This window comes from Pseudomonas sp. R1-7, from assembly GCF_051132105.1.
Lineage (GTDB): Bacteria > Pseudomonadota > Gammaproteobacteria > Pseudomonadales > Pseudomonadaceae > Aquipseudomonas.
The window spans coordinates 2,856,745-2,880,892 of the sequence record NZ_CP071661.1; the positions used below are offsets into that span (position 1 = coordinate 2,856,745).

Consider the following 24,148-nt stretch of genomic DNA (forward strand, 5'->3'; position numbering starts at 1 on the left):
ACACAGCGCAGAACAGCCATGCATAAAACTGATGTCATCATCGTGGGCGGTGGCCTGGTGGGTATGTCCATCGCTTATGGCCTGGCCTTGCTCGGAGGCCAGGTAAGCGTGCTCGACGAGGGCGACGACGCCATGCGTGCCGCCCGGGGCAACTTCGGTCTGCTTTGGGTTCAGGGCAAGGGCTACGGCATGAGCCCTTATGCGCAATGGACCCGCGATTCGGTGGCGCTGTGGCCACGGTTTGCTGCCGCGCTGCAAGCCGATACCGGGATCGATATCCATCTGCGCCAGGCGGGTGGTTTCCAACTGTGCCTGAGCGATGCGGAAATGGCCGAGGAAGCCGCGCGCCTGGGCTGGCTGCGCGAAGCCCTTGACGGTGATTACCCCTACGAGCTGCTGGATCCGGTGCAACTGCGCAATCGCCTGCCCGGCATCGGGCCCGATGTCGTGGGCGGTTGCTTCTCGCCCATGGACGGCCATGTGAACCCGTTGAAGCTGCTGCGCTCCCTTTACGCGGCATGCCTGGCCCGTGGTGTGAAGGTGATCAATGGTCACCGCGTCGAGGCGATCGAACCCGATGCGAGCGGGTTTCGATTACGTGCCGGGGATCAGTGCTGGTCGGCCCGGCAGGTGGTCCTGGCCGCGGGCCTGGGCAATCAACGCTTGGGCGAACAGGTTGGCCTGGATGTGCCGGTGCAGCCGAACCGCGGACAGATCCTGGTGACCGAACGCCTCAAGCCTTTCCTGGATTACCCCACCACCTACGTGCGCCAGACCGATGAAGGCACGGTGCAGTTGGGCGATTCCCATGAATCAGCCGGCTTCGACGATGGCACCGGCAGCCAGGTCATGGCCGCCATTGCCCGGCGGGCCGTGCAGTGTTTTCCACTGCTGGGTGACGTGCGGCTGGTGCGGGCCTGGGGCGCGTTGCGGGTGATGAGCGCCGACGGGTTTCCGATCTACGAAATGTCCCAGGGCTGCCCGGGGCTGTCGGTCGTCAGCTGCCACAGCGGTGTGACGTTGGCTGCCGTTCATGCCCTGCGCCTGGCCCCTTGGATCGCTGGTGATTTCGATGACCCCGCTGTGAAGCCATTCGGCCTGCACCGCTTCAATTCATCCATGGAGATGCGCCATGTCGGCTGACCGCCTTTTCCGGCCCCTGGCCGTCGCGCAGCACAACGTATCGATCGAATTCGAAGGCCAGCCGTTGAGCGTTCCGGACAAGGTGTCCCTGGCGGCGGCCTTGCTCGCCAGCGGCGTGCGCCATACCCGTGAAAGTGCGGTCAGCGGCCGGCCCGCGGCGCCGTATTGCATGATGGGTGTGTGCTTCGAATGCCTGGTGCAGGTCGACGACCAGGCCAACGTCCAATCCTGCCTGGTGCCCGTGCGTGCGGGTATGCGCGTGCGCCGTCAGTGTGGCGCTGCCGCCCTGGTGCCGGTTGGGGAGGCGAATGATGAGTAACGTCGCGATCGACCTGATCATCATCGGTGCCGGCCCGGCCGGCATGAGCGCGGCGCTCCAAGCCCGGTCCCATGGATTGTCCGTGGTGGTACTGGATGAACAGGCCAGTCCCGGCGGGCAGATTTATCGCCAGGTCCTTCAAACCGATAGTCGCAGCCGAGCCGTGCTGGGCGAGGACTACTGCGCGGGCGCTGAACTGGCGGCGGATTTCATGGCATGTGGCGCACGCTATCTGCCCAACGCGGCGATCTGGCAGGTGACGCGAGAGCGTGAGGTTCACTACCTGGTCGACGGCCAGGCACGCATCCTCCAAGGGCGACATTTGTTGATCGCCACGGGCGCCCTCGAACGTCCAATGCCGATCCCTGGCTGGACCTTGCCCGGCGTCATGACCGCCGGCGCGGGGCAAATCCTGCTTAAAAGCGCGGCCATGGTACCGGCAGGACCTGTGGTCCTGGCAGGCTGCGGTCCGCTGTTGTATCTGCTGGCGGTGCAGTACCTGCGGGCAGGCATCGTCATCGACGCGCTCGTCGATACCAGCCACCGACGTGACCTGCTCAAGGCCTGGCGTGCGATTCCTGGCGCGTTGCAGGGTTGGCGCGACTTGCTCAAGGGCGCGATGCTCTTGGTTGAATTGAAGCGTGCCGGCATCCGCCATTTTCGCGGTGCCGCTCACCTGCGCATCGAGGGCGAGGATCGCGCGACTGCCTTGAGCTTCGACAGCGGCGGGCAGCATCACCGGGTGCCCGCCGAGTTGATTTTGTTGCATCAGGGCGTGGTCCCGCATACGCAGATCAGCCGGTCGCTGCGCCTGGAACATGACTGGAGCGAGTCGCAGCTGTGCTGGGTCCCGCGGCGAAATGGTTTCGGTGAAAGCAGCGCCGCTGGGATCTTCATCGCCGGTGACGGTGGGGCCATTGGTGGCGCCCAGGTTGCGCGGCTCGAAGGGCAACTCGCGGCGCTGGCCATCGCCAGACGTCATGGGCAGGCACGTGGCGTCCAGAAGGCGCTGCGCCGCGCTCGCGCCGCTCGGCCGTTGATCGATGCCCTTTATCGGCCTCCGGCAGGGCACTGCGTTCCCGCCGATGACGTCATGGTCTGTCGCTGCGAAGAGGTCAGCGCCGGTGATATCCGCCGCTATGTCGACCTGGGCTGCCTGGGGCCCAACCAGACCAAGGCCTTCGGCCGCTGCGGCATGGGCCCGTGCCAGGGCCGCCAGTGCGGCTTGAGCGTTACCCAGATCATCGCCGCCCATCGTCGCGTGCCGCCCGCCGAGGTGGGCTACTACCGCATTCGCCCGCCCCTCAAACCCATCACGCTGGCCCAACTGGCCGGCGAAAGCCACTCACTGGAGGAACTGTCATGAGCATCCAACGTATTGAAAGCAATCCGCGCCTGAGCCGCAGCGTCGTGCACAACGGCGTGGCCTGGCTCAGCGGCATCGTCGCCGCCGATTGCAGCCAGGACATCGAGGGCCAGACGCGTCAGGTGCTGCAGCGGATCGATGAGTTGCTCGCCGCGTCCGGCAGCGACAAACGTCGCCTGCTCAGCGTGCAGATCTGGATGAAGGACATGGGTCGCGATTTCGCCGCGATGAACGCGCTGTGGAGCGACTGGATCGACGCCGAGAACACCCCCGCGCGGGCCACCGCCCAAGTGGCGTTCGACGATCCGCAAATCCTCCTGGAGCTGATCGTCACGGCAGCGGTGTAGCACGCCGGCCCGCCGTTCTGCCGTTACCGGGCGAGACGACCACCAGAGCCGTCGCCCGCGCTTGTTCACGTTGCTGCTGCCATAACGGACGACTTTTCGCCGAGCGTCCGAACTCAATAACATCGCATCCGGAGCTAATGAATGAACATCAAACGCATCGCACTCAAGCTGGGTTTCGTCTCGTTGCTGGCGGTCGGCGCCAACCTGCACGCTGCGCAAAACTCGTTGCGCATCGGCATCGAAGCGGCGTATCCGCCGTTCGCCTCGAAAACCCCGGACAACGCCATCGTTGGATTTGACTACGACATCGGCCAGGCCCTGTGCGCCGAGATGAAGGTTCGCTGCGACTGGATAGAGCAAGAGTTCGACGGTTTGATCCCCGCGCTCAAGGTGAAGAAGGTCGACGCGGTGATTTCCTCCATGTCGATCACCCCGGAGCGGATGAAATCGGTCGACTTTACCGACCGCTACTATCGGATCCCGGCGCGCCTGGTGTTTCGCAAGGGCAGCGGCGTCAGCGAGATTCCAGCACAGCTCAAGGGCAAGCGGATCGGCGTGCAGCGGGCGACCAACTTCGATCGCTACGTCACTGAAAAATTTGCCCCGGCAGGCGCCGAGGTAATCCGCTATGGTTCGCAGAATGAGATCTTTCTCGACTTGTTGGGCGGCCGGCTGGACGCGACGATGGCCAGCTCCGTGGTGATCGACGAAAGCTTGCTCAAGCGCCCGGAAGGCAAGGATTTTGAATTTGTCGGGCCCAATTTCGTCGAAGAACAATACTTCGGCACGGGAATTGGCATCGCGGTGCGCAAGAACGATCCGTTGGCGAACCGCTTCAACCAGGCCCTGGCAACCCTTCGCGCCAATGGCACCTACGACCGGATTCGCCAGAAGTATTTCGATTTCGATATCTACGGCGAATAATCAGGCACTTTCCATGGCCAGCGGGTGCTGCCCCTGGCCTCATGTTCCATGACACGGAGTGATTCATGAAAACCAAAGCGGTACTCACGGAGCAGGACGTTGCCCAACTGCTGGTCGCGGCCAAGGAGCTGGCTCACCAGCGCCAATGGGCCGTATCGATCTGCGTGGTAGACGATGGCGGCCATCCCTTGGGGCTGTTGCGCCTGGACGATGCCTCGCCGTTGTCGACCTACATCGCCACCGAAAAAGCCCGCACCGCGGCCATGGGACGGCGTGACAGCAAGGCCTTCGAAGACATGATCAACGGCGGTCGCCTGGCTTTCCTGAGCGCTCCGCACTTGCAGGGCATGCTCGAGGGCGGCGTGACGATCCGCCACGATGGCCAGTGCATCGGCGCCATCGGGGTTTCCGGCGTGAAGGCTGAAGAGGATGCGGAACTGGCGCGGTTGGCGGTAGAGACTGTGCTGCCGGTGATTACGCCGGATGCTTGATGCAGGCATTTGATGAGCCCTCAATTTGCACAAATCTTCCAGACAGGCACTTGAGCAGCCGTTAATCTGCCAGGGCACATCGACTAGACGGGTAAGACATGACAGCGCGCAACTGGATCGATCTCAAGCAGGACGCCTCGTCCGGCATCGAGACCGTGCGCGCGCATTTCGAGGGGCATGCCTACGACCCGCATTGGCACGACGCCTACCTGGTGGGCGTGACGGAGCAGGGCGTGCAGCAGTTCCATTGCCGCCGTCAGCAACATAACAGCACCCCCGGCAAAGTGTTCCTGCTCGAGCCCGGCGAGCTGCATGACGGAAACGCACCTCACGAACAGGGCTTTACCTACCGCACCTTGTATCTCGAACCACAATGGCTTGAGCGCGAACTGCGCTCGCTGTTCGAAGACGCACCGGACAACGCCCAATTGGGTTTCGCCGCCACACTCAATGACGACGCACAACTGGCGCGCGCCACCGCCACGGCCTTCCAGAGCCTGCATGAGCAGGACATCCTGATCGTCCGCCAGACCGCCCTTGACACGCTGCTGTCCAACCTCACCCAACACCTGCACTGGCGTGCGCGGATCAATCCCGACCCGCGCCTGCCCCTGGTTGCACAGCAGGCCCGCGACTACCTGCACAGCCACCTGAGCGAAGACATCGGCCTGGACGATCTGGCGCGGGCTACCGGTGTCGATCGCTTCCGCCTGAGCCGCGCATTCAAGGCGGCTTTCGGCCTGGCGCCCCATGCTTACTTGATCCAACTGCGCCTGGCCCGGGCGCGGCGCTTGCTGGCCCGTGGCGAAAGTCCCGTGACGGTCGCCGCCATGCTGGGTTTTGCCGACCAGAGTCACCTGGGCCGCTGGTTCCAGCGTGCCTATCGCATGAGCCCCGCGGACTACCGCAAGCGCTGCTCAATTGTTCCAGACTGAGCACGGCAGTATCGGGATGATCGGTCCTACGATCACCCACCGAGAAATTGCTCCATGGACCAGTTGCTGCCGTTTGCCCTGTTTGCCTTTGTCGCGTCCATCACCCCCGGACCCACCAATATCCTGGTGCTGAGCCACAGCTCGCGCTTCGGACTGGCGACCACCTGGCCGATTATCCTCGGCGCTTGCGCGGCCGCCGCGTTGTTGGTGCTGTTGGTGGGCACCGGGCTGGGGGATGTATTGGCCCGGCATGCTACGATCCAAACGGCATTGTCCTGGGCCGGTATCGCCTGGCTGAGCTGGATGGCCTGGCAGATTTTCAGCGCGCCGGCCGAAGCCATCGACCCGGACCGACCGGTTGAAGGCCCGCGGCTTGGCCTGGCGGGTGCCGCCGGGTTGCAACTGGTGAACCCGAAGACGTGGATGATGGCCTTGGCGGTGGTCAGCGTATTCGCCGGCGCCGAGGTGGACCGTACGGCGCGGGTGCTCTGGCTGTCCCTTGCTTTCTTCGCGATTTCCATTCCTTGCATGACCGCCTGGGCTTATCTGGGGCGCGGTGCCGCAAGGTTCTGCCGTTCCGCCGTGGCGATGGGGCGCTTCAATCGCGTCATGGCGGTATTGCTGCTGGTGTCGGCGTGGTTGACGCTGCTGGTGTAGATGAACCGCAGCAGGAGTCGCGGTATGTCCTGGCTGACGAAAATGTAATTTTTCTTTCGAAACCCCAGGCTCGTGCGGCGAGTCGCACTCTTATACCTGCCCTGAAAAGGCGGTATGCCGTTTTTCCCGACCTTCGAAAAAGGAGAGTGCCATGAACCAGCGTTATCAAGCCTGCATCGACGAATGCCTGGCCTGCGCCATGACCTGTGAGGCATGCGCCAGCGCTTGCCTGCAAGAAGAAAACGTCCAGATGATGGCGCGTTGCATCGAGCTGGACCGCGACTGCGCCGACCTGTGCCGCCTGGCGGCGACATTAATGCAGCGCGACAGTCGGGTCGCCGCCGATCTTTGTATTGTCTGCGCGAGCATCTGCCGAGCCTGTGGAGAGGAGTGTGCCGGGCACGAGGCGGGTCATTGCCAGGATTGTGCCAAGGCATGCCGGTCCTGCGCCGAGGCGTGTGAACGGATGGCTGCCTGAGATTCAACTGGACCGGCTACAACGACAGGCATCGTTTAATGCCTGTCGTGGCAGCCCTGGGTTGTCAAGGCGCCGGATGGGCGGCGGAGTCGACTTTGGCCTGCTGTCCCATCGCGGTGCTTTGTAGCAGCAGTCGCGCCAGTACCGCTGCAGCCAGCGCAAACATCGCACCGATCAGGAACGCCACCTGATACCCGTCATTGAGTGCCACCAGCGGCGCGAGATCAGACGCAGCCGTCTTGGTCCGGTACGCGGCTATGCTTGCCAGCACCGCCAGGCCCACCGATCCGCCCATCATGAACGAGGTGTTGACCACGCCTGACGCCAGGCCGGAGTCCTTGGGTTCCACTTCGCTCATTGCGGCGAGCAACATCGGGTTGAACGCCATTCCCGCCCCCAAGCCAAGTAGCAACATGCCCGGCAGGATGTCGCCGATGAATTGGCCGTCCAGAGGTGCCCGTGCAAACAGCGCCAGGCCGATGGCGGCGAGTAACAGGCCCAGCGCCAGCGGCGTCCGGATGCCGTAGCGCATCACCAGGCGCGCCGACAGGCCCAGGGAGAAAATCGCCATGATCACGTTGGCCGGCAGGAAAGATAATCCCACCTGCATCGGCGTATAGCCCAGCACTAGCTGCATGTAGAGCGCCGACAGGAAAAACCAGGCAAACATCGACGCAGCCCAGAGCACCGCGAGCAGGTTGGCGGTGCGCAGGTTGTGCAGGCGAAACAGGCCCATCGGGATCAAGGGATGGGTAATCCGGCGTTCGATGACGATGAAGCCCAGCATCAACAAGGCCGAGGCAGCCAGCAGGCCCAGCGTGTGGATAGACGTCCAGCCTTGTTCGTTGCCGTTGACCACGGCATACACCGCGACCATCAGCGAAACCGTCGCGGTCACCGCGCCGGCAACATCCAGTTGCCCACTGCCTTCGGCGCGCACGGCAGGCAACAATTTCAGCGACAAGGCCAAGACGATCAGGCCGACAGGCAGGTTGACCAGGAAGATCCAATGCCAGCTCAGCAGGTCAGTGAGCAAACCGCCCAGCAACACGCCGATGCTGCCACCCGCCGCGCAGACGAAACTGTACACGCCCATCGCTCGTGCGCGCTCCCCGGCCTCGGTGAACAGGTCCATGATCAACGACAAGGCCACCGCCGTGACCACCGCTCCGCCAAGCCCCTGGATGGCCCGGGCAATGATGAGCCAGGCTTGCGATGGCGCCATGCCGCAGGCCAGGGATGCGAGCGTGAACGCCGCCAAACCCAGGGTGAACAGGCGCCGATGGCCAAACAGGTCGCCCAGGCGTCCGCCCAGCAGCAGGAAACCGCCAAAGGTCAATAAGTAGGCATTGACGACCCAGGCCAGGTCGGCGTCGTCGAATTGCAAGCTGTCCTTGATCGAGGGCAGGGCGACGTTGACCACCGTACCGTCGAGCACGATCATCAGCACGCCCAGGCATAGGATGGTCAAGGCACGCCAGCGCTGGCCCGGGTCAGAGGGAGGTGATTGCGACATGGTTCTTCAATCCTTGAACAGTCCGGTTTCGGGGCTGCCGCAAGCGCGACCCAAGCGGTTCGCGTTGCTGGCGCCGGAAAACAGTCTAGTCGCGAGAAGATTCGCCAAGTAGAGGAAATTTGTAATTCTCAGGGAGCGCGCGCAAGGCTACCCAACGGACGGGTCCTGGCGTTGGAACACCAGGGCCTTGAGGCCACAGGCCGGATCGGCGTCTGGGAACTCCGGAGGATTTTCCAACCGTGCTTCGAATATCAGCCCAGGCGCTTCACGCATGACGCCGTCGATGAGGAAGTCCGGTCCGGTCGCCGGGTCGTTGCTGCAAGCCAGGACCGTGCCGTGGGCGCTCAGCAGCTCCGGCAGGCGGCGCAGTACGCGCTGATAATCCTTGGTCAGCAGGAAACTGCCTTTCTGGAAAGTGGGCGGGTCGATGATGACAAGATCGTAGGGGCCGCTGTTGATGACCTTGCCCCAGGACTTGAACAAGTCGTGGCCCAGGAAACTCACTTGGCCCAGGTCATGGCCATTCAAACGATGATTGTCGCGCCCACGGCTCAACGCCGCTCGGGACATGTCCAGGTTGACCACGTGCTGCGCTCCGCCGGCGATGGCGGCCACGGAAAAGCCGCAGGTGTAGGCGAACAGGTTCAGCACGCGCTTGCCACCGGCATTGGCCCGCACCCAGTCGCGTCCGTAGCGCATGTCGAGGAACAGGCCGTTGTTCTGCTTTTTGCCCAGGTCGATCCGGTAGCGCAGGCCACCTTCGGTCAGCGTCCACTCATCAATCGGCTCGCCCACCAGCCATTGGGTGAGACTGTCGGGCAGGTATCGATGCTGCAAGGCCAGGGTCTGTGCACCGCAGTGTTGCCAGGTGGGCGAGGCGGCCAGGGCTTGCAGCATCGACAGTAGGTCGTCCAACTGCGCCGCCTCGGGCTCCTTGAACAGCGAGACCAGCACCACACCTTGCAGCCAGTCGACGGTGACCTGTTCCAGGCCCGGCCAGCAGCGCCCGCGCCCGTGGAAGAGGCGACGGGTTTCGTCGGGTGCCGATGCCAGCGCCGTCAACAAATGGCTGTGCAAGGTTTGAAGGGCTTGAGGGTTCATCAGGAAAAAACACCAGCGACTCGAAAGGCCGGCATTTTAACCACCGGCGGACCAGGTGCAATCCCTGTGGCGAGGGAGCTGTCAGCCGCCGCTGGTTGCCAGGATGCTCGCTACCTGTTGCGGTTGGCAATTGAGATAGGCCGAGCGCTTGAGCCACGCTGGGTCGGGGTACCAGGAAAACATGAATTGCCCGCCCTTGAGCTTGTCGATCACTTGCCGTGCCACTTGCGGGCGGACGGCGGGACAACCCAGGCTACGGCCGATACGACCCTGGCGCACACTCCACAGCGGATTCACGTAATCGGCGGCGTGGATCACGATCGCTCGGTCCCGGGCCAGGTCGTTGAACCCAGGTTCCAAGCCATCCATGCGCAGCGAATAGCCGTGGGCGCCCTGGTAGCTTTCCTGGGTGCGGAACAAGCCCAGGCTGGACTGATAGCTGCCCAGGCGATTGGAGAACTGCGTGGCGAAGTTTTCGCCGGATTTCTGCCCATGGGCCACCAGATCGCGCAAGACCAGCTTCTTTTGACGCAGGTCGAAGATCCACAGCCGACGGGCCGTGGACGGTTGCGAATAGTCGATGACCGCCAGGTGGCGGGCTTGTCGAGCGCCGTTGGCAACTGCGCACTGCATCGCACTCAGGGCACTTTTCAGCGCTTGGGGATTGAGTTCCGGCGCGGCGTGGGCGAGGCTGTTGTAAAGAGGCTGGGACTTGAGTTTTTCGGCCAACGCGGGGCTGCACAGAATGCCAAGGCCCGTCATGACCAGGCAGAATCGGCGCAAGAAGGCCGATACAGGTGAAGGCAGCTTGCGATGGCGTTCGTTTGCGGCATCCCGTCCGGTTTTGTTTGTCTGCATGATGGCGGGTCGTACCTGTCGCAAAATTCACCGTCAACGAGACGGCCATGGATTGGAGTAAAGCAGTTGTTTAAAAAGCCCGCATGTTACCTGAGCCTTTTATTGCTCGTTGCGCCATTGGTCGCTACGGCCGAGGACGGCGATCCGGGGCAGGCGCAAACCACGCTGGCGCAGTTGTCCGTCAACTGCCCTGAACTGGCTGCGAGCGTCGATTTTCCGACGGTCATGAGCCTGCAGTCGCTGTACCAGCAAAACGCAGGCCAGGCGATCTGGGCGGACGATGAGCGGTTGCAGGCCTTGCTGCTCCAATTGCAACAATTGGCGGATGACGGGCTGGATCCGAACCGCTACCCGCTGCCGGGTGAAGGTGCTTTTGCCAATGCCGCCTGTACCGACATCGCCATCAGCCAACGCTACCTGCATGCCCTGCACGATTTGCGTTTCGGCTATTTGCCACAGAAACGCCTGGAGCCGATCTGGAAAGCCAGTCCCCAGTTGCCGGACCGTCAAGCCATGGTGCTGCATTTCGCCGTCGCGGGCCTGCAAGACCCGGCCGAGGCTTTCGAACTGGCTCGGCCGAGCCTGACGCTCTATCGCAACCTGCGCGAGCTCTACGCCCGGCAGCGGCAGCAACCCCTGGCGGACTGGCAGTCGGTGCCCGGTGGCCCGCTTTTGCAACCCGACAAGCGCGACGCCCGCGTACCAGCGCTCGCTCGGCGCTTGTTCAACGAAGGCTACCTGAGCGTGCCACCACTCGACGCCGATGAGCATTACAGTCCGAGCCTCGTGGAGGCGATGAAGAATTTCCAACTTCACCATTCGCTGCAAGCCGATGGGGTAGTGGGGCCCTGGACCGTCACCGAACTCAACATTAGCCCAGCCACGCGCCGCGAGCAGTTGCGCATCAACCTTGAACGCATGCGCTGGCTGGCCCAGGACCTGGAGCCCGACAGCGTCCTGGTCAACGTGGCCGCGGCGCAACTGACGGTTTACCAGGGCGGCGCTCCCGTGTGGCAAACCCGCACCCAGGTAGGGCGTGCCGAACGCCAGACGCCGTTGATCAAATCGCGCATCACCCGGCTGACGCTGAACCCCACCTGGACGATCCCGCCGACCATCATGCGCGAGGACAAACTGCCCGAAATCCGTCGCGATCCGGAATTTCTCAGCCGGCATAACCTCAGGGTCATCGATCGGGATGGCTTGCCGCTGGCAGTGGAGAATATCGACTGGGAACACCCCGGCGATCTCATGCTGCGCCAGGACCCCGGTTCGAAGAATCCCTTGGGCAAAATGGCGATCCGCTTTCCCAATCCGTTTTCTGTCTACTTGCATGACACCCCCAGCCAGGCGCTGTTCAGCAAGGGGCCGCGGGCGTTCAGTTCGGGCTGCGTGCGCATCGAACAAGTCATGCATTTGCGCGATTTGCTGGTGACGCCGGCCGAACGCACGCGGACCGACACGTTGCTAGCCAGCGAATTGACCCATGAGTTCAGGCTGTCCAGGTCCGTGCCGATCCTGCTCGGTTACTGGACGGTGCAAGCCGACAGCCAGGGGCGGGCAGTGTACATCCCGGATATTTATCAACGCGATGGCGCCCTGTCTGCCGCTGATCGCCGTGCGCTTTGACGGGGTCAGGCGCACTCGACTTCGGCTTTCCCACGGGCAGTCTCGCCGGTGGTCGAGAACAACCGCTTACCAAGGGCATTTGCCGTTTGCAAATGTAGGTTTGGATCGAGGCTTTCCGATTCGAGCAATCTGTCGGAGCTCACCACGCGGGCACCGCAATACTCGAAAATGCCATGTTCGATTTGCGTGACCATCGCCTGGTCGTAGCCATGGCGTTCGAAACTGCCAGCATCGGCGCCGCCGACGGCTACCAGATGAACCCGCAGGTGCTGGAGCTTCTGGACAAATGGTTGATCGGGGATGAAATCGAACGCCCAGCCGTTGGAAAATACCCGGTCGATCCAGCCTTTGAGGAGCGCGGGCATCGACCACCAGTAGATCGGGTACACCACCACCAGCGCGTCGGCGCGGTCAATCCGGGCCTGCTCGGCCAGGACATCGGCGGCCGGCGCTGCTTCGCGGTGATGAACTGCCGCGTCGGCGAAGTCAAAGCGCGGGTCGAACCCCTCGGCAGCGATGTCGGCTATCTCGAAGGTATGCGCCGGATTGGCTTGAATGACCCCGTTGCCAATGGCTTGGGCCAGGGAATGGGTCAGAGAACCGGGGTTATGGTGAGCAACGACGATAAGGGCATGCATGTTGATTTCCTCTGGTATCGCACAAGGGTAAGCGCGTATGATCGGTTAAGTTACTGAACGTAAGTTACCGTTGGTAAAGTTAATATGTCAACCCATCAAGAACAGATGCCGCTCGACGCTGCGCCTCGTCGACGTCTATCGCGCGTCGACCGGCATCGGCAACTGCTGGAAGTCGCCTGGCGCATGGTGCGCGAAGAAGGCAGCGAAGCGCTGACCCTGGCTCGCCTGGCGGATCAGGCTGGCGTGACCAAACCCATCGTCTACAACCATTTCATTACCCGGTCAGGGCTCTTGGCCGCGCTTTATCAAGATTTTGATGTTCGCCAGACTGCCTTGATAGAGGCCGCAATCGACGCCAGTGAACCGGATCTGCAAAGCCGCGCGCAGGTGATTGCCTCCTCCTTCGTGGAGTGCGTCCTGCTCCAGGGAAGGGAGATCCCAGGTGTCATCGCGGCCTTGAGCGGTTCACCTGAACTTGATTGCATAAAAAGGGAATGCGAGCGAAGTTTCCTGGACAAATGCCGATCGGTGCTTGAACCCTTCGCCGGGACCGGGCGCCTTTCACAAGCGAGCCTGCGGGCGATGCTGGGGGCGGCAGAGGCCTTGTCCGATGCGGCGGCCAATGGGGAAATCAGCGCCCAGGAGGCCAAGCGGGAGTTGTTCGTGACCATCGTTTCGATGGTTGAGCGGGCTGCTGAGATCTCTTCAAGCTGAACCAACGCCATCGCGAGCAAGAAAAAACGAACCCCAGGCACCTTTTCCGGTTCTTAACTGATGTCCCTCGATAACAGGGACATCAGGCGGGGCCGCGGTCTTGCCCACCAAACATTGCGATCAGAGGAGGCGACATGCCCAACTCCTTCCATTCGCCCTGGTGGAAGAACGCTGTGATCTACCAGGTTTATCCTCGCTCCTTTGCCGATGCCAATGGCGATGGCATCGGCGATCTTCCCGGTTTGACCGCACGCCTGGACCATCTGCAACACCTGGGCGTCGACGCGTTATGGCTGTCGCCGGTGTACCGCTCGCCGATGTGCGACGCCGGCTATGACATTTGTGACTACACCGATGTCGATCCGCTGTTCGGCAACCTGTCTGACCTCGACACGTTGATTGCCAAGGCCCATGAACGCGGCTTGAAGGTGCTGCTCGATTTCGTGCCGAACCACACGTCCGACCAGCATCCCTGGTTCATCGAGTCGCGTTCCAGCCGCGACAACCCCAAGCGAAACTGGTACATCTGGCGCGACCAGCCCAACAATTGGCGGGCGTCGATTGATGGCGGTAGCGCCTGGACCTGGGACGAAGACAGCCAGCAGTACTACCTGCACTTTTTCCTGCCGCAACAACCGGATCTCAATTGGCACAACCCCGAAGTGGTGGCGGCCATGCATGAGGTCCTGCATTTCTGGCTGGAGCGTGGCGTGGACGGGTTTCGCGTCGACGTGGTGCATTGCGTCGGCAAGGACCAGAGCTTCGCCGACGACCCGCGCTGCATGGCCGGCGAAACCATGGTGAAGATCAATGACCAGCCCTACAGCCACGAAGTGCTGCGCGGATTACGCCGCCTCGTTGACAGTTATCCCGGCGAGCGGGTGCTGATCGGTGAAGTGAACATTCGCTCCACGGCGCAGGTCGCGGCTTACTATGGCGCCAGCGACGAGTTGCACATGTCGTTCAATTTCCCTCCGCTGGATGCCCCTTGGGACCCGGTGGTGTTTCGCATGTGCATCCGCGAAGTGGAAAACGACCTCGGCCCCTTGCAGGCCTGGCCGACCTGGGTGCTGTCCAACCACGACAACAGCCGCCACCGCAGTCGCTACGGCGGCTCGCTGCGCCGGGCCCGGGCGGCGGCGGTGATGTTGCTGACGCTGCGCGGCACGCCTTTTATCTATCAAGGCGAAGAACTGGGGTTGGAAGATACCCAAGTGACCGCCCAGACTCGCGTCGATCCTGGCGGGCGGGATGGCAGCCGGGCGCCGTTGCCGTGGACTGCCCAAGCGCCGCACGGTTGGTCGGGACAGGCGCCTTGGTTGCCGTTCGCCGTGGACGCCGACGTACTGTCGGTGGAGGCGCAAGAGGGGGCCGACGATTCGGTATTGGCGCTCTACCGACGTTTGCTGGCCTGCCGTCGCAACAGCCTGGCGCTGCGCCTGGGCGGCTGGGAAGAACTGCCGTCGCATCCGCAAGTGCTGGCTTATCGTCGCCATTGCGAGGGTGACGAGCGCTTGGTCTGCATCAACTTTGCCGACAGCGAACACACTTTTCCCCTGGCCGACCCTTGGCGCGTGGAAGTCGCCAGCGACGGGGCGGATGAAGGCCGGTCGTTCAGCGGTCGACTGGCCGCCGAGCAGGCCGTGATCCTGTGTCGATAAGGAGTCACTGATGAACGCCAACTGGCACCGAAATACCTTGATCTATCAGATCGATCCTTCCTTGTTCTACGACAGCAACGGCGATGGCCGTGGCGATCTCAAGGGCGTCATTCGCCAACTCGATTACCTCCAGGCATTGGGCGTCGGTGCGCTCTGGCTGATGCCGCTGTATCGGTCACCGTTCAAGGACGCCGGTTATGACGTCAGCGATTTCATGGCGCTGGACCCGCGCTTTGGCAGCGAAGAAGACTTGCGCCAGTTGATCGTGCAGGCCGGTCAGCGCGGCATTCGCGTCATCCTTGAACTGGTCGTGCAGCACACCAGTGACCAGCATCCCTGGTTCCTCCGGGCGCGGCGGGACAAGGACAGCGTCTATCGCGATTACTACCTGTGGTCCGACACGCCGGTGGACGACGGCAACCAGCCGATTTTTCCCTCAGTGGAAGACAGCATCTGGCGCTGGGATGAACAGGCCGGCCAGTACTATCGTCATCTGTTCTACCGGCATGAGCCGGACCTCAACCTGGCGAACCCACGCGTGGTCGAGGAGATCGAGCGCATCATGGTCCATTGGCTCGAACTGGGCATCGCCGGCTTTCGCCTCGATGCGGCCTCGCATTTGGTGGAGCAGGCGGGCGGCGGCGATGAAGAGCAGGGCGTCTGGGTGCTCGACCGTTTCTACCAATGCATGACCCGCATCAACCCCGAAGGCGTCTTGATGGGCGAAGTTGATGTCGAGCCCGAGCGCTACAGCCATTACTTCGGTACGGGCGAGCGCTTGGGCCTGGTGCTGGATTTCTGGGTCAACAATCATCTGTTCCTGGCGTTGGCCCGTGGCGAAGCCGAGCCGTTGCAGCGGGCCATCACCCGCCGGCCCGCGCCACCGGACGGCGCGAACTATGCCGTGTGGCTGCGCAACCACGATGAGCTCGACCTGGAGCGCTTGACTGAGCAGGAGCGCGAGGAAGTCATGCAGGCGTTCGCCCCGGAGCCGGACATGCGCCTGTACGGCCGAGGCATCCGTCGGCGCCTGGCGCCGATGCTCAATGGCGACGTGCGGCGCCAGGCACTTGCCCAGGCATTGTTGTTGTCGCTGCCTGGGACGCCGATCGTGCGCTACGGCGAAGAAATCGGCATGGGCGACGACCTGTCCCGCCCAGAGCGCCTGTCGGTGCGCACGCCCATGCAGTGGAGCGACGAAGCCAATGCCGGGTTTTCTTCGGCCCAACGCCTGGCCGCCCCGGTGATCGATGAAGGGCCTTTTGCCTACACGCGATTGAATGTGGAAGGGCAGCAGGATGACCCCGATTCGCTGTTGGCTCGCACCCGTCGCTTGTTGTTGGCACGGACCCGGTTGAACGAAGTCGGCGATGGCAAGGCGCGGCTGTTGACGGTCGATCATCCGGCGGTGTTCGCCATCGCGCATGAGTGCGAAGCTACCTCGGTGATGCTGGCGAACCTTGGCACCGACGAGGTCAGCGTGCAGTTGCGCGAACTGGATCTGCAGGGTTACGACGAAGTGCTGTCGGACAGCCCGTACCCAGCCACGGCCCGATCGAGGCTGACGTTGAATGGATACGGTTATCGCTGGTTTCGGCGCACAGGCTCAAAACAATAGCAGCACGACCGCCAGCAACCCGCCGGTGGCCAACAGCAAGGCCGACACCTGTGTCGAGCTGAGCGCCAGGGCAGAGTCCCGCGAGCGGCCGTTGAACCGCCCACGGGTGCGGTGCGCAGATTCCTGCGGCTCGAACAGATTGTCCGGGCACTGACTGTTGTCATCCTCATTGGTCATCTGCCCCGGCCAGGCGTTACGGGCCAATAGCCGGTCGAGCAGACCAGGCATCAGGCATGTGCCGACAATGGCCTTCAGCGTGGCCGCACCCAGCCATAATTCCCGGGGCGTGCGCTTGACCACGCTGAGAATCGCCCGTGCGGCCACGTCCGGATCATGAATCGGCGGCACCGGTTGCGGGCGCTTGCCCAGCTTGTTACGCGCCCAATCGAACTGCGGCGTGTTGATCGCCGGCAGTTGCACCATGCAGACCTTGATGTTGCTGTGCTCGTGGAGCAGTTCGCAGCGCAATGAATCGGTGAACCCACGCACCGCGAACTTGGCCCCGCAATAGGCGGCTTGCAGCGGAATCGCGCGATAGGCCAGTGCTGAACCGACTTGGATGATGACGCCGCGATTGCGTCGTCCCATCAGGTCCAGCGCTGCGAGCGTGCCGTGCACGGTGCCCAGGTATGTCACCTTCGTAACCCGGTGGACTTCCTCGGCGGTCAACTGGCGAATCGGCGAAAATACCGTGACCATCGCGCAATTGATCCACACGTCGACAGGTCCCAGTTCGCGTTCCATCCGCTGCGCCGCTTCGAAGACCGCATCGGCGTCGGCGACATCGACGCTGATCGCCAGGCACGTCGTACCCAATTGCTCCAGTTCTTGCGCCGTGTCCGCCAAGGCCTGTTCGCTCCGGGCCAGCAACCCGACGCGGTAGCCAGCGGCGGCAAATCGGTGCGCGGTCGCACGCCCAACGCCGGCGCTGGAACCGCTGATCACAACAACCGGTGGGGTTCGCTCTTCCATTGCGCTCGCTCCGCAGCTCCTTTGGCGAATCAGTGAGGTTGCGCGACACCGCGCAGCAAGTTGGCGCTCACTTTGTCGGCGTTGCAGCTGGCAACGTTGGCCAGGGATACCATGCCAACCAGTCGTTTATCGCGGTTGACCACGGGCAGGCGGCGTTTTTCGATCTGGGCCATGTTCTTGGCAACGTGGTCGATTTCTTCGTCATCGAAGCAATAGCGCACCTCATCGCTCATGATCCGGCTGACCGGGGTATCCATGTTCATGCCCTCGGCCATGGCTCGAACCACCAGGTCGCGGTCGGTCACCATCCCCGCCATGCGGTCATTCTGATTGATCACCAGCGCGCCGATATCGGCCTGGCGCATGATCAGGGCAACCTCGCGCAGGGGGGTATCAGGAGAGATCGTGCGAACTTCCCGACTCATGATTTCATTGATTTTCATCGTTGAATCTCCTTCGTTTCGGGTTGAGCAGCGAGCCACTGTCCGGGTGTCGCGAGTCGCTTGGGCGACCATCGGACTGGCTCCTCACTTATTGTGAAAATCGGGGTTGGCGATGGTTCAGGATTTTTGCCGGCGGGTTTGAAGGGTTGCACTTTTATGAAGCCGGCGGGGTGGGATCGCACCATCGCAAGGCAGATGACGGTGCTCGCGAAACGGTAGCCGGCGCCGGTCCGCTTGTGGTGACAGGGCAGGCCTCTTCGCAGGCAAGCCCGCTCCCACAGGGGGTTGCGGGATGCCTATGAGGTTGTCGCGGCAGATCAAGTGAGGGTTGGCACGCTCGCTGCAAGACGTTGTCCAGGCCCACCGTGAACACAATCGAGTGGGCAGCCCCGTCGGTCAACGAAGATCGAGCGCCAGCAGGCCGGGGGATAACGGTAGATCAGGGCGCAGTCGCCGGGTCGATACCGCACAGAACAGGCAAAGACGCCTGGAACCGCAAGGTTTCAGGCGTCTTTTTTTTGCTTTCAAAAAACCGTGATGGGCTTTTGTCGGGTGCTTTTATGAATTCCAACGTTGCTTCCCTGAACAAGCTGCAAACGCTGATCGTGATCGGCAATGGCATGGTCGGCCACCACTGCGTCGAACAACTGATCGAGCGCGGTGCCCTCAACCATTACCGTGTGCATGTCTTCAGCGAAGAGCCAGTGCGGGCCTACGACCGTGTGCACCTGTCCGAGTATTTCTCCGGTCGGGACGCCGAATCGCTGGCCTTGGGCGAAGCCTCGTTGTACCAGACCTCGGGTGTCACGCTGCACCTGGGCGTACCGGTACTGGAAATCGACCGCCAGGCGCGCGAAGTGGTTACCGCCCGGGAGCGCATCCACTATGACAAGCTGGTGCTCGCCACCGGTTCCTACCCGTTCGTGCCGCCTATCCAGGGTGCCGAGGGCGATTCGTGCCTGGTCTACCGCACCCTCGAAGACCTTGATTCCATTCGCGCTGCGGCGAGCAATGCCCGTCGTGGCGTAGTCGTCGGTGGCGGCCTGCTGGGCCTGGAAGCGGCCAATGCCCTCAAGACGCTGGGCCTGGAAGCCCACGTGGTGGAATTCGCTCCACGGCTGATGCCGGTGCAACTGGATGAGCAGGGCGGCCTGGCCCTAAAGGCGCGCATCGAGAAGCTGGGTGTCGGCGTGCATTTGTCCAAGGGCACTCAATCCATCAGCGCAGGCGAGCAGTACCGTTATCGGATGAACTTCGGCAACGATGACTTTCTCGAAACCGACCTGATCGTGTTTTCCGCCGGTATCCGCGCCCAGGATGCCTTGGCCCGTCAATGCGAGTTGCAGATCGGCCCGCGCGGCGGCGTGGTGATCGACGATCATTGCCAGAGCAGCGACCCGGACATCTACGCCATCGGCGAATGCGCGGCGTGGAATGGCAGCATCTTCGGCCTGGTCGCGCCGGGCTACCAGATGGCCCGCAACGTTGCGGCGCGCCTGTGCGGCGAAACCGGCGAGGCCTTCACCGGCGCCGACATGTCCACCAAGCTCAAGCTGCTGGGCGTGGACGTCGGCTCCATCGGCGACGCGCACGGCAACACGCCGGGCTCGCGCAGCTTCCAGTTCATCGACGAAACCAGCGCCAGCTACCGGCGCCTGGTGATCGACGCCGACGGCAAGCGCGTGATTGGCGCCGTACTGGTTGGCGACAATAGCTACTACGACACCCTCTTGCAGTACATGCAGAACGGCATCGCCTTGCCCAAGGACGCGGCCAGCCTGATTCTGCCGTCGTCCGAAGGCGCTCCGACCCTGGGCCCGGCGGCTTTGCCGGAGGCGGCGACCATTTGCTCGTGCCACAACGTCACCAAGGGCTCGATCTGCTCGGCCATCGACGGCGGCTGCACCGATCTCGGCCAGCTCAAGTGCGACACCAAGGCCGGCACCGGCTGCGGCGGCTGCGCTGCGTTGGTCAAGCAAGTCTTCGAGCACGAACTGATTGCCCGCGGCGTCAGTGTCGACAAAAGCCTGTGCGAACACTTCGCCTACACCCGCCAGGAGCTGTATGCCCTGGTGCGGGTAGAAGGCATCATCAGTTTCGAAGAGTTGCTCGCCAAACACGGTCGCGGCCACACCGGTTGCGACTTGTGCAAGCCGGCGGTGGGGTCGATCCTGGCATCGTGCTGGAACCAGCCGATCATGGACCCGCACTTGGTGCCATTGCAGGACACCAATGACACCTTCATGGCGAACATGCAGAAAAACGGTACCTATTCGGTGGTGCCGCGCATCGCCGGTGGGGAAATCACCGCCGACAAGTTGATCGCCATCGGCGTCGTCGCGAAGAAATACGACCTCTACACCAAGATCACCGGCGGCCAGCGCATCGACTTGTTCGGCGCACAGTTGCACCAGTTGCCGGACATCTGGGCCGAGCTGATCGAAGCCGGGTTCGAAACCGGCCACGCCTACGGCAAATCCACGCGCACGGTGAAGTCCTGCGTCGGCAGCACCTGGTGCCGCTACGGCGTGCAGGACAGCGTGCAAATGGCCCTGACCATCGAGGACCGCTACAAAGGCCTGCGCTCGCCGCACAAGCTCAAGTTCGCGGTGTCGGGTTGCACCCGCGAGTGCGCGGAGGCCCAGAGCAAGGACGTGGGCGTGATCGCCACCGAAAAGGGCTGGAACCTCTACGTGGCCGGCAACGGCGGCATGCGTCCGCGCCACGCCGAGCTGTTCGCCACCGACCTGGACGATGCGACGCTGATTCGCTACATCGACCGCTTCCTGATGTTCTACATCCGCACCGCCGACAAACTGCAACGCACCTCGGTGTGGCGCGAAAGCCTGGAAGGTGGCCTGGATTACCTCAAGGACGTGATCATTCACGACAGCCTTGGCCTGGGCGCCGAGCTCGAAGCGCAAATGCAGCTGGTGGTCGACCGCTACGAATGCGAATGGGCCAACGCCCTGAAGGACCCGGAGAAACTCAAGCGCTTCCGGACCTTCGTCAACGACAAGCGCGGCGATCCGGACGTCCATTTCGTCCGCGAACGCGGCCAGCGTCGCCCGGTTCATGCCCATGAACTTCACCTGATTCCCGTTACCGAGGAGGTGCTCTGATGAGCCAGTCAAACGTCGTTCGTATCGCTCAACAACCGTTGCAATGGCGCGCCCTGTGCAGCCGCGAAGACCTGGTGCCCAACTCCGGCGTGGTTGCCTGGCACGACGGCAGCCAAGTGGCATTGTTGTACCTGCCGGAGCATGCGGAAAAGCCCTTGTACGCCGTCGACAACCGCGACCCGAAGTCCGGCGCCAATGTCATCGGTCGCGGTTTGCTGGGCAACATCAAGGGTGAACTGGTGATTGCCTCGCCCATGTACAAGCAGCATTTCCGCCTGGAAGACGGCCATTGCCTGGAATACCCCGAGCAGCGCCTGCGGGTCTGGCCGGTGCGTTTGAATGGGGATGTGGTGGAGATTGGCGAGGACTGACCGTTCGCAATTGTGGTCTTTCGGTGCTCTTGTGGCGAGGGAGCTTGCTCCCGCTCGGCCGGGCTGGCGCTCCAGTGCGCAGCGACCGCAGGTTTTTGGGCCCGCTGCGCGGTCCAGCGGGAGCAAGCTCCCTCGCCACGACAGCGGTCACTTTTGTTTGAGATGGGGATTATCAATGAAAACCGCCGCCCAACTGGTAAGACTCAAGAGCGTGCAGAACCAGCAGGTCCATAGCATTGCACCGGACCAGACCGTACTCGAAGCGCTGCAGATCATGGCCGAGAAAAATGTCGGTGCGCTGCCGGTCATCGAAGGCGGGCAGGTGGTGGGGGTGTTCAGCGAACGGGACTATGCGCGCAAGATGGTGCTCAAGGGCCGCTCATCGGTGGGCACTACGGTGCGCGCCATCATGAGTACGCCAGTGATCACCGCCGACAGCCAGCAGAGCATCGACCGCTGCATGGAAGTCATGACCGACAGCCACCTGCGACACTTGCCTGTGCTGGATAACGGAGAACTGATTGGCCTGTTGTCCATTGGCGACCTGGTCAAGGAATCGCTCGTGGAGCAGGCGGACCTGATCCGGCAACTGGAGCATTACATTCGCGGGCATTGAGCCCCGCGAATCCTATCCCAACGCCAGCAACTGCCGGATCAGCTTCGGCGTACTACCGGTCCAGCGCTTGAATGACCGGCGGAAGTTCGCCGTGTCGTTGAAGCTCAGGTATTGCGCCACTTCCTCGTTGCTGAACCCCTTGACCTGATACAGATACAACGCGACGTGCGTGTGCACCCGGTCCACCTGTTGCTGGAAGCCGGTGTGGTGCTTGTGCAACTTGCGCTTGAGGGTCGCCGGGCTCATGGCGAAGGCCTGTGCGGTCTGCTCCAGGCTCGGCGTCTGTTGCACGTGGGCATGCAGATAGTCGTAGAGGCAGTCGAGGAAGCTCGACGCGAAACCCAACTGGTCGATCTGCTCCCGGGCTTCGATCCGCGCGACTTGGCCGGCGGTTGCCGAGGTGTTTGGCCAGGGTTGGGCCAGGCAATGGCGGGGGAGGCGCATCATATCCAGCGGTCGATTGAACTGGCTGTGTTCACCCAGGTGCACCCAATATTGTTCGACGTAACGCGGTTCGTCGTGGCGAAAGCTGCATTGCCAGGGCAAGCGTTCACCGCTGAGCCAGGCGCTCATTGCCACCATCGACGTCATGCTGGCTTCCAGCACGAAGCGCCATTGCTCATCGGCGCCGCAGCTGTCCAGCCAATGGATGTAAGCGTAATGCTCGTCCAGCAGCAAACGAGGCGCGGCCAACGGGCTGAGCAGCAGCTGATAGTCGATCAGCGTGTCCAGCGCCTGATGCAGATTCTGGGCGTGACGCAGGGCATGACTGGCCGGCCCGTAGTGGCCGGGCAAGAGGCGCTGGCCGAACAGGAAACTGCTGTCGCTGGCATCCAGCAGGCGCCGGCTGTTATCGATCAGGCCGAGAAACTGTTGCGGGCTGATGCGGCTTCGGCCGGCGAGGATATCGTCGTGGAACAGGCCGGTGCCGCGCAGAAGGCGATGACTGTCAATGTCTCGCGACAAGGCCAGGTCGATCAGCGCCGCCGGTTGATAGTGCCCCGCAATGAAGCGGTGATCGGATTCGCACCAATGGGTCTTCAAGGTCATCGGTCGGCCTCAGGCGCTTTTCGCCAGCGTGTGCCGGGTTCGGGCCAGCGTCAGGTTCAGGCGTTTGAGCAAGGCTTCCGGGGATTCGTCGAACGCCATCACCACCGCCGTGCTGGCCGCCAGTTGCAAGCGCTCGCCGTGTTGCCGGGTCTTGTGGGCCAGGCTGCGCACCGCCTGTTCCAGCTCCTCGGCCTGGCGCAGGGCCTGGCTTTCACCGGTGTCGGGCAGCAGCACCACGAAACGGTCACCGGCGAGGCGGCATACCAGGTCCTGGCGGCGCAGATTCATCACCAGCAATTGACTGACCGCTTGCAGCACGGCGTCGCCTTCGCCGTGCCCGAAACGCTGGTTGATGGCGGCGAAGTTATCGAGGTCCAGGGCCAGCATCGACAGGGGCTGCTGGCGGCGCCGGCTTTCATCCAGGCTGGCGGTCAGCTCGTGCTTGAGAAAATCCGCGCCGCCCAACGGCGTGAGCTTGTCGAACAGGCGGTGCTCGCGGAACAGTCGCTCGCGCTTTTCCATCTGCCCATTGATCGCCAGTTGCTCGCGGTGCCAATGGTAAATGCCCAGTGTCAGCAGAATCATGCCCACCGGCATCGGTCCTGATTCGAGCCAATGGTCCCAGGTAATGGTGTCGGGCAGGTGGATGAACTCATCGAGGCTGTCGATCCACCAGGAAAAGAAAATGCAGCCCAGGCCCAGGACGAGGTAGTTGGTCACTCGGCCGGCGGGGCGGCTTTTCAGGACCAGGCCCAGCCACACCAAGGCCAGCAGCGCCGAGCCACCCTCGCCGAGAATGTCCAGCCAGATCCATTGTTCTACAGGTTTGATCGAGCCGTTGGCCAGGTGCAGGATCAGCCCGAGGTTGGCCGCCAGCAGGAGCAGGGCGAGTTTGACGCGATGCGGGCGGAGCATGGAAAACATGGCCGGAATCCTTTGCCAGAAGCGGAATGCGGCCCAGCACAGCAGATGAATGTGACAGGGCGGTGACGGCGGGCGGTGGAGCGGGGGAGGTCGAATCAGCTCACCGTGTCTTCGTTTTTTCTTGGAATACACCCATTTCCCGTGGCGAGGGGACAAGCTCCCTCGCCACGTGGGATGTATCAGCTCCTTCAAAACGGGTCACATCAGCTCATTGTGTCCCGCTGAGCGGCTCAAAACCGCCGATTCCGGCCTCCC

At 62.7% G+C, this 24,148-nt stretch carries 24 protein-coding genes; 16 read left to right on the forward strand and 8 right to left on the reverse strand.

The window, feature by feature from the left end; genetic code table 11:
* The first annotated feature begins 18 nt into the window (after nucleotides 1–18).
* The 9 genes from J3P79_RS12840 (at nucleotide 19) to J3P79_RS12880 (ending at nucleotide 6,660) form a co-directional block, all read left to right on the forward strand.
* Complete coding sequence (locus J3P79_RS12840) at nucleotides 19–1,143, forward strand: NAD(P)/FAD-dependent oxidoreductase (RefSeq protein WP_434611096.1); 1,125 nt, start codon at nucleotides 19–21, stop codon at nucleotides 1,141–1,143.
* The gene (locus J3P79_RS12845; RefSeq protein WP_434611097.1) at nucleotides 1,133–1,462 is read left to right on the forward strand and encodes a (2Fe-2S)-binding protein; all 330 of its coding nucleotides are present in this window, start codon (nucleotides 1,133–1,135) and stop codon (nucleotides 1,460–1,462) included. Before J3P79_RS12840 ends, J3P79_RS12845 begins: the two co-directional genes overlap by 11 nt.
* A complete protein-coding gene (locus tag J3P79_RS12850) occupies nucleotides 1,455–2,828 on the forward strand; it encodes an FAD-dependent oxidoreductase (RefSeq protein WP_434611099.1) in 1,374 nt (457 codons plus the stop codon). Before J3P79_RS12845 ends, J3P79_RS12850 begins: the two co-directional genes overlap by 8 nt.
* Nucleotides 2,825–3,175, forward strand: a complete 351-nt coding sequence (locus J3P79_RS12855; protein ID WP_434611100.1) for a RidA family protein — start codon at nucleotides 2,825–2,827, stop codon at nucleotides 3,173–3,175. Before J3P79_RS12850 ends, J3P79_RS12855 begins: the two co-directional genes overlap by 4 nt.
* A 147-nt stretch (nucleotides 3,176–3,322) precedes the next feature.
* The gene (locus tag J3P79_RS12860) at nucleotides 3,323–4,099 is read left to right on the forward strand and encodes an ABC transporter substrate-binding protein (RefSeq protein WP_434611448.1); all 777 of its coding nucleotides are present in this window, start codon (nucleotides 3,323–3,325) and stop codon (nucleotides 4,097–4,099) included.
* Nucleotides 4,100–4,164: 65 nt separating this feature from the next.
* On the forward strand, nucleotides 4,165–4,590 hold the full coding sequence (locus tag J3P79_RS12865) for a GlcG/HbpS family heme-binding protein (protein ID WP_039588380.1): 426 nt from the start codon (nucleotides 4,165–4,167) through the stop codon (nucleotides 4,588–4,590).
* Nucleotides 4,591–4,688: 98 nt separating this feature from the next.
* Nucleotides 4,689–5,525, forward strand: coding sequence for an AraC family transcriptional regulator (locus J3P79_RS12870; protein WP_434611103.1), 837 nt, complete (start codon nucleotides 4,689–4,691; stop codon nucleotides 5,523–5,525).
* A 54-nt stretch (nucleotides 5,526–5,579) separates the two neighbouring features.
* Nucleotides 5,580–6,182, forward strand: a complete 603-nt coding sequence (locus J3P79_RS12875) for a LysE family translocator (RefSeq protein WP_434611105.1) — start codon at nucleotides 5,580–5,582, stop codon at nucleotides 6,180–6,182.
* Nucleotides 6,183–6,333: 151 nt separating this feature from the next.
* Nucleotides 6,334–6,660 (forward strand): four-helix bundle copper-binding protein, encoded by a 327-nt coding sequence (locus J3P79_RS12880; protein ID WP_039588383.1) that lies wholly within the window; start codon nucleotides 6,334–6,336, stop codon nucleotides 6,658–6,660.
* A 64-nt stretch (nucleotides 6,661–6,724) separates the two neighbouring features.
* On the opposite strand, the gene J3P79_RS12885 is transcribed toward J3P79_RS12880, so the two are convergent.
* The 3 genes from J3P79_RS12885 to J3P79_RS12895 form a co-directional block, all read right to left on the reverse strand.
* A complete protein-coding gene (locus J3P79_RS12885) occupies nucleotides 6,725–8,176 on the reverse strand; it encodes an MFS transporter (protein ID WP_434611107.1) in 1,452 nt (483 codons plus the stop codon).
* A 147-nt stretch (nucleotides 8,177–8,323) separates the two neighbouring features.
* Nucleotides 8,324–9,277: a class I SAM-dependent methyltransferase gene (locus J3P79_RS12890; RefSeq protein WP_434611109.1), complete on the reverse strand. Its 954-nt coding sequence runs from the start codon at nucleotides 9,275–9,277 to the stop codon at nucleotides 8,324–8,326.
* An 81-nt stretch (nucleotides 9,278–9,358) separates the two neighbouring features.
* Nucleotides 9,359–10,039 (reverse strand): murein L,D-transpeptidase catalytic domain family protein, encoded by a 681-nt coding sequence (locus J3P79_RS12895; protein ID WP_434611450.1) that lies wholly within the window; start codon nucleotides 10,037–10,039, stop codon nucleotides 9,359–9,361.
* A 162-nt stretch (nucleotides 10,040–10,201) separates the two neighbouring features.
* On the opposite strand from J3P79_RS12895, the gene J3P79_RS12900 reads away from it, so the two are divergent.
* Complete coding sequence (locus J3P79_RS12900; RefSeq protein ID WP_434611111.1) at nucleotides 10,202–11,764, forward strand: L,D-transpeptidase family protein; 1,563 nt, start codon at nucleotides 10,202–10,204, stop codon at nucleotides 11,762–11,764.
* Nucleotides 11,765–11,769: 5 nt separating this feature from the next.
* Here the strand turns inward: J3P79_RS12900 and J3P79_RS12905 are convergent, their stop codons facing one another.
* On the reverse strand, nucleotides 11,770–12,402 hold the full coding sequence (locus J3P79_RS12905) for an NAD(P)H-dependent oxidoreductase (protein WP_434611114.1): 633 nt from the start codon (nucleotides 12,400–12,402) through the stop codon (nucleotides 11,770–11,772).
* 84 nt (nucleotides 12,403–12,486) lie between these two features.
* On the opposite strand from J3P79_RS12905, the gene J3P79_RS12910 reads away from it, so the two are divergent.
* The 3 genes from J3P79_RS12910 (at nucleotide 12,487) to J3P79_RS12920 (ending at nucleotide 16,395) form a co-directional block, all read left to right on the forward strand.
* Nucleotides 12,487–13,116, forward strand: a complete 630-nt coding sequence (locus J3P79_RS12910; RefSeq protein ID WP_434611115.1) for a TetR/AcrR family transcriptional regulator — start codon at nucleotides 12,487–12,489, stop codon at nucleotides 13,114–13,116.
* Nucleotides 13,117–13,250: 134 nt separating this feature from the next.
* Nucleotides 13,251–14,777, forward strand: coding sequence for an alpha-amylase family glycosyl hydrolase (locus J3P79_RS12915; protein ID WP_434611117.1), 1,527 nt, complete (start codon nucleotides 13,251–13,253; stop codon nucleotides 14,775–14,777).
* Between the two features lie 10 nt (nucleotides 14,778–14,787).
* Nucleotides 14,788–16,395, forward strand: coding sequence for an alpha-amylase family protein (locus tag J3P79_RS12920; RefSeq protein ID WP_434611119.1), 1,608 nt, complete (start codon nucleotides 14,788–14,790; stop codon nucleotides 16,393–16,395).
* Here J3P79_RS12920 and J3P79_RS12925 read toward each other — a convergent pair.
* Nucleotides 16,384–17,367 carry an SDR family oxidoreductase gene (locus tag J3P79_RS12925; RefSeq protein WP_434611120.1) on the reverse strand — a complete coding sequence of 328 codons (984 nt, stop codon included), beginning with the start codon at nucleotides 17,365–17,367 and terminating at the stop codon, nucleotides 16,384–16,386. The genes J3P79_RS12920 and J3P79_RS12925 overlap by 12 nt on opposite strands.
* Nucleotides 17,368–17,396: 29 nt before the next feature.
* Nucleotides 17,397–17,810: a CBS domain-containing protein gene (locus tag J3P79_RS12930; protein ID WP_249874660.1), complete on the reverse strand. Its 414-nt coding sequence runs from the start codon at nucleotides 17,808–17,810 to the stop codon at nucleotides 17,397–17,399.
* 560 nt (nucleotides 17,811–18,370) lie between these two features.
* Here J3P79_RS12930 and nirB point away from each other — a divergent pair.
* The 3 genes from nirB to J3P79_RS12945 all read left to right on the forward strand — a co-directional run bounded on the left by nirB (nucleotide 18,371) and on the right by J3P79_RS12945 (nucleotide 21,919).
* A complete protein-coding gene (gene nirB, locus J3P79_RS12935) occupies nucleotides 18,371–20,932 on the forward strand; it encodes a nitrite reductase large subunit NirB (protein WP_434611123.1) in 2,562 nt (853 codons plus the stop codon).
* Entirely contained in the window at nucleotides 20,932–21,303 is a 372-nt protein-coding gene (nirD, locus tag J3P79_RS12940; protein ID WP_434611126.1) for a nitrite reductase small subunit NirD, read from the forward strand. The genes nirB and nirD overlap by 1 nt, the downstream gene beginning before the upstream one ends.
* Before the next feature lie 175 nt (nucleotides 21,304–21,478).
* Entirely contained in the window at nucleotides 21,479–21,919 is a 441-nt protein-coding gene (locus J3P79_RS12945; protein WP_434611128.1) for a CBS domain-containing protein, read from the forward strand.
* A gap of 12 nt (nucleotides 21,920–21,931) precedes the next feature.
* Here J3P79_RS12945 and J3P79_RS12950 read toward each other — a convergent pair whose 3' ends face one another.
* Nucleotides 21,932–22,969, reverse strand: coding sequence for an AraC family transcriptional regulator ligand-binding domain-containing protein (locus J3P79_RS12950; RefSeq protein WP_434611131.1), 1,038 nt, complete (start codon nucleotides 22,967–22,969; stop codon nucleotides 21,932–21,934).
* A 9-nt stretch (nucleotides 22,970–22,978) separates the two neighbouring features.
* Nucleotides 22,979–23,893, reverse strand: a complete 915-nt coding sequence (locus tag J3P79_RS12955; RefSeq protein WP_434611133.1) for a GGDEF domain-containing protein — start codon at nucleotides 23,891–23,893, stop codon at nucleotides 22,979–22,981.
* Between the last annotated feature and the right edge of the window lie 255 nt (nucleotides 23,894–24,148).

Bases quoted from the DNA above. Each gene is read 5' to 3' on its own strand.
- nirD (WP_434611126.1), top strand. From the start codon at position 20,932: ATGAGCCAGTCAAACGTCGTTCGTATCGCTCAACAACCGTTGCAATGG.
- J3P79_RS12850 (WP_434611099.1), top strand. From the start codon at position 1,455: ATGAGTAACGTCGCGATCGACCTGATCATCATCGGTGCCGGCCCGGCC.
- J3P79_RS12925 (WP_434611120.1), bottom strand. From the start codon at position 17,367: ATGGAAGAGCGAACCCCACCGGTTGTTGTGATCAGCGGTTCCAGCGCC.
- J3P79_RS12930 (WP_249874660.1), bottom strand. From the start codon at position 17,810: ATGAAAATCAATGAAATCATGAGTCGGGAAGTTCGCACGATCTCTCCT.
- J3P79_RS12845 (WP_434611097.1), top strand. From the start codon at position 1,133: ATGTCGGCTGACCGCCTTTTCCGGCCCCTGGCCGTCGCGCAGCACAAC.
- nirB (WP_434611123.1), top strand. From the start codon at position 18,371: ATGAATTCCAACGTTGCTTCCCTGAACAAGCTGCAAACGCTGATCGTG.
- J3P79_RS12905 (WP_434611114.1), bottom strand. From the start codon at position 12,402: ATGCATGCCCTTATCGTCGTTGCTCACCATAACCCCGGTTCTCTGACC.
- J3P79_RS12870 (WP_434611103.1), top strand. From the start codon at position 4,689: ATGACAGCGCGCAACTGGATCGATCTCAAGCAGGACGCCTCGTCCGGC.
- J3P79_RS12855 (WP_434611100.1), top strand. From the start codon at position 2,825: ATGAGCATCCAACGTATTGAAAGCAATCCGCGCCTGAGCCGCAGCGTC.
- J3P79_RS12865 (WP_039588380.1), top strand. From the start codon at position 4,165: ATGAAAACCAAAGCGGTACTCACGGAGCAGGACGTTGCCCAACTGCTG.
- J3P79_RS12955 (WP_434611133.1), bottom strand. From the start codon at position 23,893: ATGTTTTCCATGCTCCGCCCGCATCGCGTCAAACTCGCCCTGCTCCTG.
- J3P79_RS12880 (WP_039588383.1), top strand. From the start codon at position 6,334: ATGAACCAGCGTTATCAAGCCTGCATCGACGAATGCCTGGCCTGCGCC.
- J3P79_RS12890 (WP_434611109.1), bottom strand. From the start codon at position 9,277: ATGAACCCTCAAGCCCTTCAAACCTTGCACAGCCATTTGTTGACGGCG.
- J3P79_RS12950 (WP_434611131.1), bottom strand. From the start codon at position 22,969: ATGACCTTGAAGACCCATTGGTGCGAATCCGATCACCGCTTCATTGCG.
- J3P79_RS12945 (WP_434611128.1), top strand. From the start codon at position 21,479: ATGAAAACCGCCGCCCAACTGGTAAGACTCAAGAGCGTGCAGAACCAG.
- J3P79_RS12915 (WP_434611117.1), top strand. From the start codon at position 13,251: ATGCCCAACTCCTTCCATTCGCCCTGGTGGAAGAACGCTGTGATCTAC.
- J3P79_RS12910 (WP_434611115.1), top strand. From the start codon at position 12,487: ATGTCAACCCATCAAGAACAGATGCCGCTCGACGCTGCGCCTCGTCGA.
- J3P79_RS12885 (WP_434611107.1), bottom strand. From the start codon at position 8,176: ATGTCGCAATCACCTCCCTCTGACCCGGGCCAGCGCTGGCGTGCCTTG.
- J3P79_RS12875 (WP_434611105.1), top strand. From the start codon at position 5,580: ATGGACCAGTTGCTGCCGTTTGCCCTGTTTGCCTTTGTCGCGTCCATC.
- J3P79_RS12920 (WP_434611119.1), top strand. From the start codon at position 14,788: ATGAACGCCAACTGGCACCGAAATACCTTGATCTATCAGATCGATCCT.
- J3P79_RS12840 (WP_434611096.1), top strand. From the start codon at position 19: ATGCATAAAACTGATGTCATCATCGTGGGCGGTGGCCTGGTGGGTATG.
- J3P79_RS12895 (WP_434611450.1), bottom strand. From the start codon at position 10,039: ATGACGGGCCTTGGCATTCTGTGCAGCCCCGCGTTGGCCGAAAAACTC.